Origin of the sequence: Pararhodobacter marinus (assembly GCF_003122215.1) — a bacterium.
GTDB classification, from domain to species: domain Bacteria; phylum Pseudomonadota; class Alphaproteobacteria; order Rhodobacterales; family Rhodobacteraceae; genus Pararhodobacter; species Pararhodobacter marinus.
Genome location: NZ_QEYD01000010.1, coordinates 115945 through 127394 on the forward strand (window position 1 = coordinate 115945; position 11450 = coordinate 127394).

The 11450-nt window shown below is 65.5% G+C and carries 11 protein-coding genes; 2 read left to right on the plus strand and 9 right to left on the minus strand.

The genetic code is table 11. The features are described from left to right. Positions 1 to 54: 54 nt before the first annotated feature. Complete coding sequence (locus tag C4N9_RS16195; RefSeq protein ID WP_245902588.1) at positions 55 to 1005, minus strand: dihydrodipicolinate synthase family protein; 951 nt, start codon at positions 1003 to 1005, stop codon at positions 55 to 57. A 209-nt stretch (positions 1006 to 1214) separates the two neighbouring features. Here C4N9_RS16195 and C4N9_RS16200 point away from each other — a divergent pair, with 209 nt between their 5' ends. Continuing rightward, the gene (locus C4N9_RS16200) at positions 1215 to 2243 is read left to right on the plus strand and encodes a LacI family DNA-binding transcriptional regulator (RefSeq protein ID WP_109534390.1); all 1029 of its coding nucleotides are present in this window, start codon (positions 1215 to 1217) and stop codon (positions 2241 to 2243) included. Positions 2244 to 2369: 126 nt separating this feature from the next. On the opposite strand, the gene C4N9_RS16205 is transcribed toward C4N9_RS16200, so the two are convergent. The 6 genes from C4N9_RS16205 to C4N9_RS16230 form a co-directional block, all read right to left on the minus strand. Continuing rightward, the gene (locus C4N9_RS16205) at positions 2370 to 3857 is read right to left on the minus strand and encodes a tripartite tricarboxylate transporter permease (protein WP_109534391.1); all 1488 of its coding nucleotides are present in this window, start codon (positions 3855 to 3857) and stop codon (positions 2370 to 2372) included. An 8-nt stretch (positions 3858 to 3865) separates the two neighbouring features. Beyond that, positions 3866 to 4312 (minus strand): tripartite tricarboxylate transporter TctB family protein, encoded by a 447-nt coding sequence (locus C4N9_RS16210; protein WP_109534392.1) that lies wholly within the window; start codon positions 4310 to 4312, stop codon positions 3866 to 3868. A gap of 51 nt (positions 4313 to 4363) precedes the next feature. Beyond that, complete coding sequence (locus tag C4N9_RS16215; protein WP_168192262.1) at positions 4364 to 5314, minus strand: tripartite tricarboxylate transporter substrate binding protein; 951 nt, start codon at positions 5312 to 5314, stop codon at positions 4364 to 4366. A gap of 19 nt (positions 5315 to 5333) precedes the next feature. After that, the gene (locus C4N9_RS16220) at positions 5334 to 6260 is read right to left on the minus strand and encodes an alpha/beta hydrolase (protein WP_168192263.1); all 927 of its coding nucleotides are present in this window, start codon (positions 6258 to 6260) and stop codon (positions 5334 to 5336) included. Further along, on the minus strand, positions 6257 to 7096 hold the full coding sequence (locus tag C4N9_RS16225) for an MBL fold metallo-hydrolase (RefSeq protein ID WP_109534395.1): 840 nt from the start codon (positions 7094 to 7096) through the stop codon (positions 6257 to 6259). The genes C4N9_RS16220 and C4N9_RS16225 overlap by 4 nt, the downstream gene beginning before the upstream one ends. Before the next feature lie 82 nt (positions 7097 to 7178). Continuing rightward, positions 7179 to 8159, minus strand: coding sequence for a Bug family tripartite tricarboxylate transporter substrate binding protein (locus C4N9_RS16230; protein ID WP_109534396.1), 981 nt, complete (start codon positions 8157 to 8159; stop codon positions 7179 to 7181). A gap of 100 nt (positions 8160 to 8259) precedes the next feature. Here C4N9_RS16230 and C4N9_RS16235 point away from each other — a divergent pair, with 100 nt between their 5' ends. Beyond that, positions 8260 to 9201 (plus strand): LysR family transcriptional regulator, encoded by a 942-nt coding sequence (locus C4N9_RS16235; protein WP_109534397.1) that lies wholly within the window; start codon positions 8260 to 8262, stop codon positions 9199 to 9201. Positions 9202 to 9205: 4 nt separating this feature from the next. Here the strand turns inward: C4N9_RS16235 and C4N9_RS16240 are convergent, their stop codons facing one another. Then, positions 9206 to 10720 carry an aldehyde dehydrogenase (NADP(+)) gene (locus C4N9_RS16240; RefSeq protein ID WP_109534398.1) on the minus strand — a complete coding sequence of 505 codons (1515 nt, stop codon included), beginning with the start codon at positions 10718 to 10720 and terminating at the stop codon, positions 9206 to 9208. Continuing rightward, on the minus strand, positions 10717 to 11442 hold the full coding sequence (locus tag C4N9_RS16245; RefSeq protein WP_109534399.1) for a ribonuclease activity regulator RraA: 726 nt from the start codon (positions 11440 to 11442) through the stop codon (positions 10717 to 10719). The genes C4N9_RS16240 and C4N9_RS16245 overlap by 4 nt, the downstream gene beginning before the upstream one ends. Positions 11443 to 11450 lie beyond the last annotated feature (8 nt).

Here is an 11450-nt window from a genome sequence, read left to right on the forward strand (position 1 = left end):
TCTCTCCTCCCATTGCAATTGGTATGCCCCCGCGCAATGCGCGGGGGCAACGATTCACTCGGCGGCCATCAGGTTCTCGACCCGGCCGATCCCGGCGGCGTCGAAGGCAGCGAAGATCTCGGCTTCTGCCGCGGCGCCCAGGTTCTTCAGCGGCTCGCGGATCGTTGCGTGATCCAGCACGCCGCGCTTCACCAGGCCCAGCTTCAGCGCCACGGTGCCCTCCATGTGCGAACCGCGGTGATAGACCGCGCGGGTCACGGGCAGCAGGCGCTCGAAGATGGCGCGGGCGCTGGGGTAATCCTGTGCTTTGCCGGCCTTGATCAGGTCGATCAGCAGTTCCGGCGCGATGTTGCCGTAGCCGACCAGCAGGCCGTCAACGTCGAACATGGTCGGCAGCAACCATTCATCATGGCACGACAGGATCTGCAGGTCGGGCTGGGCCGCCTTCAGTTGCGGGATCTCGACATACCAGCGCTTCATGTTGCGCACACCGTTCTTGGTGGCGACGACGCCGGGTTGCGCGGCGATTTCCAGCTGCGTGTCCAGGTCGTAGGTCGCCTTGGTCGCATCGGGATATTGGAACAGGATTTCCTGCAGGCCCGAAGCCTCCCAGATTGCCTTGTAGCGGTCCTGCGGGGCGCCCTTCTGGAAGCCGAACCGCAGCCAGCCGTGGTTCGGGTAGACCAGCGCGCCGGTCGCGCCGGCGTCCTTGCATTTCCGGGCTTCCTCGGCGGCGACCTTGGTGCCCTCACCGGTGATACCGGCGATGATCGGGATGTTGACCGCGTCGGCATAGGCCCGGATCAGGTCGAGACGCTCGCCCTCGGTGAGGAACGTGCCTTCGCCGGCGTGGCCCAGAATCACCAGCGAGGTGACATCCTTGAACGAGGCCAGCCACTTGGCGATGCGCACATTGGCGTCGAAATCGATGTCGCCGTTCTTCTTGAACGCGGTGACGGGGGCGGGGCTGAGGCCACGGAGGTTCATCGGGGTCATGGGGGTCATGGGGGTCTTCCTGTCTTGCATGGTTTTTGGGAACGTTCCCATTTGCGGGTGTGCTTTTTGCTTGCTGCGAACGGACCGGTGTGTGAGAACGATTGTGGGAACGTTCCCATTTAGTGTTGGAAGCGGCCGCTCGTCAAGACAAATCATCACCCCCGTGACCTCGCGCTCAACGCGGGATATGACAGGAAACCACAGTGAAGGCGCATCGAATGACCAGCGAGACCGAAGACCCCAAGCGAGGCGGACGCGTGACACTGCACGACGTGGCCGCCGCCGCTGGCGTGTCCAAGTCCACTGTCTCGCGGATCCTCGACGAACGCCTGCCGCGCGCGAACAACCCCACCGCGGACCGGGTGCGCCAGGTTGCAACCGAGCTGGGCTATATGCGCGACGTCGCCGCCGCCAACCTTCGGCGCGGGCAAAGCCTGACCATCGGTGTGATCGTGCCGCGCCTGACCGACACCGTCATGGCAATGCTTTACGAATCCCTGGCGCGCGCCTGCTCTCGGGTCGGTCGGTTCGCAATCGTCGCCACGACCGACGACAACCCGGACGCGGTGCGGACGGCGGCCGATTCGCTGCTGAGGCGCGGCGTTGATGGACTGGTCCTGGCCACCGCACGGGACGACGACGATTTCACCGCCGAATTGCAGGACCGCGGCGTTCCCTTCGTGCTCGCACTGAGAACCGACGGACATAGTCCCTCATCGGTGGGCGACGATCAGTTGGGCGGCTACCTGGCGACGCGGCACCTGCTGGATCTTGGGCATCGGCGGATCGGATTGATCGCAGGACCGGCCTTTGCCTCGAGTTCGCGCCTGCGTGCCGAAGGGTATCGGCAGGCGCTTTCCGAGGCCGGGCACGATGCGGATCCAGAGCTGGTCGTCGCGTCCACTTTCGGCATCGAATCGGGCGCCGAAGCAGCGGAGATACTGCTCTCGCTTCCTGCACCACCGACCGCGATCTTCGCCGTCAACGACAATACGGCGATCGGCGCCATGTCGACGATCCTGCGCCGCGGGCTGACGGTGCCCGGGGATGTCTCGCTGATTGGCTACAACGACATTCCGTTGGTCAGCCTTTTGCCAACGCCGCTGGCGACGGTCCGAGTGCCTTTCGACCAGATCGCGTTCGAGGCGCTGGATTTGCTTGCCCATGCCGGCGGCGCTGCCCAAGGCGAAATCCGCAAGGCAACGCCGACCGTCATTCCCCGGCAATCGACAGCGCGCTGCCGGTAACGTCCTCGCCGTTCAGTCACCAGCCGGGCGTTTCGGCAGCTGACGCAACCCTTTCATCCCGCGACGACCCGAGCCCGGTCGGTGATTTCGACGTGCGCGGCAAGGCGAATGGCGAACCGGCTTGACCTATCCGTTCCTCGCTCTGCGTTGCGCTTTCAGCCAGGGAGACAGATAGGGCCAGACGATGCTCAACAGTGCCACCAGCAGAAGCAGAGCCGAGACCGGACGGGTGAAGAAAGGCAGCACGCCCTCGTCGGTGTAGGTGATCCCGCGCCGCAGGTTCAGTTCCAGCATCGGGCCGAGGATGAAGGCCAGGATGAAGGGGCCGACCGGCAGTTTGACGCGGTCCATCAAGAGGCCGGTGGCCGCAAAGCCCAGCAGCAAGACATAGTTGAACGCGGTCGACGAACCCACGAAGACGCCAATGAAGCCCAGTACGACGATCGCCGGATACAGATAGTGATACGGGATCTTCAGGATCGCAGGGAACAGGCGCATCCCGAAATACTGCAAGAGCAGCACAAGCACCGAGGCCAGAAGCGCAGTCAGAAACAACGCATACACAATGTCCGGGTTGTTCGCGAACAGAAGCGGGCCGGCCTGGATGCCGTGGATCATCAGACCGCCCAGAAGGATCGCGGTGGTCCCGTCGCCCGGAATCCCCAGCGCGACCATCGGGATGAGAGAGCCGCCGACCGAAGCATTGTTGGAGGTTTCGGACGCGAAGACGCCATCGACGCAGCCCTTGCCGAATTTCTCCGGGTGCTTCGAGGCGGATTTCGCCTGCGCATAGGCCACCAGGTTCGACAGCGCCGCCCCCATGCCGGGCAGGAAACCGATCCAGAGCCCGATTACGAAAGACCGGACAATGTTCCAGGCGTTGTCGGTGTATTCCTTCAGGCTGACGCCGAAACCCTTGATGTCGCGCACATCGACCTCGGGAATCTGCTGTTCGCCCCGCGCATGATCCTGCACGATCTGCTTGAGCGCGAAGAGGCCCAGCATCAGCGCCACAAGGTCGATCCCGCCCGACAGGTAGATCGAACCGAAGGTGAAACGCGCGTTGCCGTCGATGGGGGCGAAGCCCACGCAGGACAGAAGCAGCCCCAGCGCAGCGGCGGCCATGCCGTGAAAGATGGACCCGCGAGCCAGAGCCGCGACCAGCGCGATGGCGCAGAAGCCCAGCGAAAAGTATTCCCACGGTCCCAGTTGCAGGGCAAGCCGGGCCATCACCGGCGACAAGAACATGGCGATCAGGATCGAGAAGGCGGTGCCGATGAAGCTGGCGACGATGGCGGCGCCGAGGGCCTTCACCGCCTGCCCGTTGCGGGTCATCGGGTAGCCGTCGAAGGTGGTCGCAATCGATGAGGGCGATCCGGGAATGCCCAGCAGGATCGAGCCGATCATGCCGCCCGAAACGCCGCCGACCCAGATCGACACCAGCATGGCGAGGCCCACATGGGGATCCATCCCGAAAGTGATGGGCAACAGCAGCGCCACCCCAAGGCCGCCCGAGAGGCCCGGAATGGCGCCCAGGATAATCCCGAGAGAGGTCGCGAGCAGGATCACCAGGAAGGTGGTCGGCTCGAACAGGGCAAGAAGGGAATCGAGCATCACGAACCTCAGAACAGGAGGCCATGGGGCAGGAACGCCCCAAGCGCGGTGGAAAACAGAAGGTGGACGCCCAGTGTCACCATCCCGGCATAGACGAGACCACGCCACCAGACGCGGCGCTCGCGCCCGGCGATGATCCAGTAGAGTGCGAATACCGAAACGATGCTGGCTACGTAGAAACCCACAAGCCAGAGCGCCACGGCGAAGAACACCAACGCGCCGGCCATTGAAGCCCCCCGGATCACGGCCTCGCGCTCCAACGGGCGGTCATCGCCTGCCGGGCGTTGCAGGATCAGGCCCAGCCCGCAGATCACCAGGATCACGCAGGCGAAGATCGGGAATAGCTTTGGTCCGGGATCGTTGTTGAAGGTGCGCACGCTCAGCTGCGAAGCCAGAGCGATTCCACCTGCGCCGAGGGCCAGAAGCGCTGCGCCGAGAGGGCGTTCGGTGTTCATGCTGTTTCTCCTGCCGGAAGAGAGGGCGCGGTGCCGCGCCCTCTGCGTGGGTCAGTTGGGGGCGAGGCCAAGGTGTTGTGTAAGCGCCGCGATGTGGTCGTTTTCCTGCTGAACGATCTCGTTCGCCTCTTCCAGCGAATACGGCACGAAACTGCTATCGGCTGTTTCCAGCGCCGCGGCGACCTGTTCGTCTTCGCCCATCGCCTGGATCACGGCGTTGATCTCGGTCGCGATCTCGGGGTCGATGCCCGCCGGGCCCAGCACCAGAAGCGGCGCGATCCAGGACACGTCGACGCCCTGATCGAGGCAGGTCTGGAATTCGGGATAGTCGGGGTCCGGCGTCGGGTCGACCATGCACAGCACGCGCATGTCACCCGATTCGACGAATTGGCGGGCCGAGGCCGCGCCCAGGTTGCCCAGCGTGATATGCCCGCCCTGGATGCCCGCGACCTTGTCCACTTCGGCCGAGGCTTCGACCAGTCGCAGGTCGATATCCTCGTTCATCATGATGGTGCCCGCGATGAAATGCGTGGTCTGCCCCATCGACACGCCGACCGTGTATTGGCCGGGGTTGGCGCGGGCGTCATCGATGAACTCGCGCATGTTCTGCCACGGCGCATCGGGGGCTACGGCATAGACCTGCGGCGGATAGGATTGCGCGATGCCCAACACGCTGAATTCGTCCAGATCGTGGTTGTAGCGGCCGGTCTGGATACCGACCAGCATGCCGGTATGCTGGAACAGCAGGGTCTGGCCGTCAGGATCGGCGTTGCGCACTGTCTCCTGCGCGACGACACCGCCCCCTTCGGGCTGGTTGATCACCGCCACGGAACTGCCCGTTGCGCGCTGCAGGTAATCCGCAAAGATCCGGCCCATGATATCGGTGCCGCCCCCCGGACGCGACGGGATGATCAGCTGAATCGGGCCGCCGGGCCAGTCGGCGGCCTGGGCGCCGGTGGCCGCAAGCGCCAGTGACAGCGCAAGGCCAAGGGTCTTGGTCATGGTCATCTTCTTTTCCTCCCTATGAAACGCAGTCTGTGAAGAGCGCCGAAAGCCAGCGCACGATCTCGGTGCGAGCTTCGGCAAAGCGGGTGTGGCACGCGATCAGGAAGCCGTGATCGGCATCGGCGTATTGGCGGACGGTTACGTCGTTGCCTTGGGCGATCAGCCGCGCTGCGTACTTCCGGGCCTCGAAGCGCAGCGGGTCGAGCCCGGCTGTCAGGATCAGCGCCGGTGGCAGGCCGGTCAGCGCCTCGTCCGAGGCGAGGATCGGCGAGAGCAGCGGGTTGTACAGGTTTTCCTCGACGCCCGCGTAGCAGGCGCTGAACGCGCGCAGTCGCGCTGGCGGAAAGATCGAATGCGGCTCGAGCTTGTCCTCGGCGGGCGTGATGCCATCGAGGAACGGATAGGACATGAGTTGTCCCAGCGGGGTGAAATCGCCGCTGTCCCTGGCCATCAGGCAGATCGCTGCGGTCAGGTTGCCCCCGGCGGAATGCCCCCCCAGCGCGAAACGCTTCGGATCGGCCCCCAGCGCACCGGCATTGGCCACCGCCCAGCGGGCAATGTCGTAGCCCTCATGCAGCGCGGTCGGGAACGGATGTTCGGGCGCAAGACGATAATCCAGGTCCACCACGACCGCATCCAGCTGGCTGGCCAGATGCGCGCAGAACACCGTGTCGCGACGCTGATAGCCCCGCACGAAACCGCCGCCGTGGATATTCAGGAACAGCGGGCGCGGCGCCCTGGCAGGGGACTTGGGCGTCACGATGACCACCCGGGTGTCACCCGCGCGAGTCGGGATGAAGCGTTCCTCGGCCGTGCAGAGGTCGAGATCGGCTTCAAGGGCGGGCGTGAGTTTCGTCTCGACAAGATTGCTCCCGCGAAGCTGCGCGGCCAGTTCGAGCCGTTCAGCCTGCGACAGGGCAAATTCGGGCAGCGCGGTGCTCAAGCGACTTTGTCCAGGATCTTGCGGATCCCCGCGATGCGCTGATCCATCAGCCGCGGCCAGACCTCGGGGTCGTGGAAGGGATTGTGCCCTTCGCGGATGGCATCGACCCGGTCCATCATCCCGACCTGCGCGGGGTGCGATCCCAGCGTGATGTCGACCTTCATGGCGCGCAGACGCACCAGCGAATCGTGGAAATCCTGCTGCAACGAGAAGGGCAGGTTGTTTTCGGAAAGATACGCGTCCGTGACGGTGATCAGACCGATGCCGCCATGCATGCCGACCTGCAGCGTCTCACCGTTCTCCTCGACCTCGAAGAAGAAACTGGTGGTTCCGGGGGTGTGGCCCGGGGTCAGAACGGTCCGGATTTCCCGGTCGCCGAACACGACAGGCTGGTTGTCGGAATAGAAATCATCGGGTTCGAACGGTCCCCAGGGATATCCATTGTCGAGCAGCTGGTCGGGGCGGTCGCACAGAAACTGCCAATCCTCGCGGCTCATCATCACCTTGGCGCCCGAGGCCTCGACCAGCGGACGCACGCCGCCAAGATGGTCGTAATGCATGTGGCTGACCAGGATCAGCTTCAGGTCGGTGATGTCGAAACCCAGCTTCCGGATCGACTCGAACACCAGATAGACCTGCGGCTGCATCGTCGTGTCGATCAGGATCAGCCCCTCGGTGGATTGCAGCAGATAGGCCCCGACCCAGTTGTTGCCGACATACCAGGTGCGCGGGGCTACCGGGAACGGATCGACGGCGACCTCCCAGGGACGCTCGCAGCCCTGTTTCAGGCATTCCAGCGGATCGGAGGGAAGGGGCGGCAATTGACGGCGGGCCATCGGGTCATTCCTGGATGTTCGGTTGTGCAAGACAGGGCGGGGCGCCGCGGCGCCCCGCTCGGGTATGTTCAGAAGGGATTCCTCAGTTCAGACCAAGCAGCTCGGCGGTCTGCTCAACGCGGGCATCGGTGGCCTCGAGACGCGCACGCGTTTCTTCAGCCGGGATCGCGGTCAGAGGCATGCGCATGGTCTCGAACTGCGCCGCAACCTCGGGATCCGAGACGACGTCGGTAAACGCGGCGTTGATCGCGTCGATGGTCGCGTCGTCCATCCCCGCAGGCCCCATGATCAGGAAGTCGAGCCCATAGAGCACGTTCTCATAGCCCTGTTCGGCTACCGAGGGGATGTCCGGCGCTGCGGGGTCGCGACCCGCTTCGCCCGCGATGGTGCCCAGGATGCGCAGGTCGCCCGATTCCACGTATTGCAGCGTCCCGGCGGTGTTGATCATCGCGGCGTCGATCTGATGGCCCTGCAGCTGAACCAGCTTGTCCGCGTCGCTGCCGGCATCGACGATGCGGAACTCCGCGCCGGAATCCATCATCAGCAGCCCCGCCATGAAATGCGTCGAGCCGCGGATCTGTACGCCCAGCGTCACGCCGTTCGGATCGGCTTCGGCCGCGGCAACAAGGTCCGCCACGTTCTGCCACGGGGAATCGGCGGCAACAGCAAGGGCGTAGGTGCCGCCCACGGCCATCGCGGCGGCGGTGGTGAAGTCTTCCAGCGGATCGGCCTCGATCGCGCCGGTATGATGCATGGCCAGGATGCCCGAGTGGAAGAACAGCAGGGTCTGGCCGTCCGGGTCCGCGCTGCGCACGGTTTCCGCCGCAACAACGCCGCCACCGCCGGGATTGTTGACGACGACAAAGGGTTGACCCGTCTGCTCTTGCAGGGCCGCGGCGACGATCCGCGCGGCACCGTCGGTGCCGCCGCCGGCGCGCGCCGGCACCACAAGCTGCACCGACCCCGAGGGCCATTCGGACTGCGCCATCGCCGGAAGGGATGCCATCATCAGCGCGCCGGTCCCCAGGGCCAGCATCGCGCGGCGGTTCAGGTGATTCGTCATGTTCGTTCCTCCCAGAACTCTCCTCTGCCCTCAAAGGTATTGACACGGGGGCAGTTTCGGAAATTGCTATTTGCATCTAGCCATAAGGAATGCTTTTGGCATGGCTCTGAATGCGCAGACCCTTCTGACCCGCCTGACCACCCGCGCACGGCTGCGTCACATGCAGGCGCTGGTTATGCTTGACGACCTGCGTTCGATGACGCGCGCGGCGCAGGCGATGGGCATGACGCAACCTGCGATGACCCAACTCGTGGCAGAAATGGAGCAGTTGCTGGAGACCACGCTATTCCTGCGTCATTCGCGCGGCGTGGACCCGACGCCGGTTGCCCAGGACCTGCTGCCCGTCGCCCGCCGGATCCTCGCAGCGATGGAGGAAGGGGCCGAAGCCGTTGCCACACGCATCCGCCGCGACAGCGGACCGATCCGTGTGGCAGCGACCGTGGCGGCGGTCGGGGCGCTTCTGAACCGGCTTTTGCCCGACCTCAGCCGCGCGCAGCCGACGCTGCAACTGATGGTCGAGACGGTGATGGGATTGAGCCTTTCGGCGTCCTTCAATGCCGAGGACTACGACATCGTCCTTTGCCGCCGCCTGAACGTGGTTCCCGAAGGCTGGACCTTCGTCCCCTGCTTTGACGACAGGTCGGTCATCGTGGCGGGCAAGCGCCATCCCTTGGCCACGAAAGCGGCGGTGATGGCCGCCGACCTGAGGCAATGCATCTGGCTGCAGAACCATGTCGCGACGCTTGCGCGGCACGCTTTTGACGCGCTCCGCGAGGAGCACGGCTTGGACAACCTGCAGGAAATCAACATAATTTCCAGGATCCCCGAGGTCATGTGGTCCATGCTGCGCGAGGGCACGGCGGTCTGCCTGTCACCCCGCAGCGTAGCCCTGCCGCGCCTTGAGGAGGGCACGCTGGTTGAGCTTCCCTTCCGGGTGAACACGCCTCTGGAACCGATGGGGTTCTACTGGAAACCCGAAGCGGCGACGCCGGCGATCCGGCTTCTTGCGCAGGGCCTGACCGACCTGCGCAAGAAGCCTTGAGCGCTCAGGCCAGATCGGCGGGAAGCAGGGCTTCGGGCAGGTTCTGGTAACAGACCGGACGCAGGAAACGGCGGATCGACAACGTGCCGACCGACGTCGCGCCGAAATTGGTCGAGGCCGGATAAGGCCCGCCATGCACCATCGCGTCGCAGACCTCGACGCCCGTGGGGAACCCGTTGGCCAGAAGCCGCCCGGCCTTGCGCTCCAGGACCGGCATCAGGCGCCGCGCTAAAGCCGTGTCACCTTCGTCGAGATGCAGGGTGCAGGTCAGCTGCCCGTCCAGCGCGCGGGCGATCTGTTCCATCTGCCCGGCATCGCGCACGGTAACGATCATACCCAGCGGGCCGAACACCTCTTCGCCCAGCGCGTGGTTTGCAAGCCAGTCATCGCCCGAAACTTCGTACAGGTAAGGCGTCGCGTTGCGCCGGTCGCAGACCGAGGTCAGCAGCTCTCGGACACCGGCTGAACCGCGCACGCGGTCGCGCCCCTTGCGATAAGCATCGGCTATGCCGTCGGTCAGCATGACCTGCGGCCCGACCGCCCCCAGCGCAACACGCGCGGCGTCAGAAAAAGCCTGCGCCTCCGGTCCCTCGATCATCACGGCGATGCCGGGATTGGTGCAGAACTGGCCGGCCCCCATGCTGAGGCTGCCGGCCCAACCCTGTGCGATGGCCTCGCCCCGCGCGGCCATGGCCGAGGGCAGCAGGAACATCGGGTTGACCGAACCCAGCTCGCCGAAGAACGGGATCGGATCGGGGCGACGGGCGCAGAGGTCGAACAAGGCGCGGCCGCCGGTGAGAGAGCCGGTGAAGCCCACCGCCCGGATGCGCGGATCCTGCACGAGGGCCTCGCCCACGTCGCGCTTGCCGCCCTGCACCAGGCTGAACACGCCGGGGTCCATGCCCTGTGCGGCCACGGCCTCGGCGATGGCTTCGGCGACGATCTCGCCGGTGCCGGGATGGGCGGAATGACCTTTCACCACGACCGGGCATCCCGCCGCCAGCGCCGCTGCCGTGTCCCCGCCCGCGACCGAGAAAGCCAGCGGGAAGTTCGACGCGCCGAAGACGGCGACCGGACCGATCGGCCGCTGCATCATCCGCAATTCCGGGCGCGGCGCGGGCTGCCGGTGCGGCAGGGCAGCGTCGACCCGCCGGTCGAGATAGTCACCCTTCAGGATATGGTCTGCAAACAGCCGCAGTTGTCCGGTCGTGCGCCCGCGCTCGCCTTCCAGGCGGGCAGCGGGCAGGCCGGATTCCTGACAGCCGATCTCGGTGATCTGCGGGCCACGGGCCTCGATCGCGTCGGCAATGGCATGAAGCAACGCCGCGCGCTCTGCCCGCGAGGAATAGCCGAAACTCCAGAAGGCACGCTCGGCGGCCTCGCAGGCTTGCGCGATCAGCGCGGGCGAGCCCGTCGAAAACCGATGTGACGGCCCCGACGACGGCGAGGATGCCCAGCCTGGCTCGGATGCGATGCGGTCGCCGGCGATCAGGTGTTTCCCATGGGGTTGATAGCTCATCGGCCAGTCCTTTCGCGCCACGCCTGGTATTTGGCGAGGTTTTCTTCCTTGGTAGCGGGATAAAGGCCGATCACGCCGGCACCGTCGTTGACTTGTTCCAGGACGAAATCCTCGAAGCTTTCCATGCCGGTGCATTCCTCGGCGATCTCATCGGCCAGATGCGCGGGGATCACCATCACGCCGTCATTGTCGCCCAGAACCACGTCGCCCGGGAACACCGCGGCGTCGCCGCAGGCGATGGGGCCGCCAATCTCGATGGCCTCGTGCAGGGTCAGGTTCGTGGGCGCCGAGGGGCCCGCGCAGTAAGACGGCATGTCCAGCGCGCCGATGCCGGTCACATCGCGGAAGCCACCATCCGAGACCACGCCCGCGGCGCCGCGCAGCGCCAGCCGGGTGATCAGGATCGAGCCAGCGGTCGCGGCGCGCGCGTCCTTGCGGGCGTCCATGACCAGAACCCAGCCCGGCGGGCAGGTCTCGATGGCGACGCGCTGCTTGTGCTCGGGGTCGCGGAAGATGGTGATCGGGTTGCGATCCTCGCGCGCGGGGATGTAGCGCAGGGTAAAGGCCTGGCCGACCATTGTGCCCTTGCCGGGCTGAACGGGCCGCGCGCCCTGGATGAACTGGTTGCGCAGGCCCCGTTTGTAGAGGGCGGTCGCGACCGAGGCGGTGGAGACCTTCCTCAGTTTCTCGCGCGTGGCGTCGGAGAGCGTGTATTCGGTCATAATCTGCC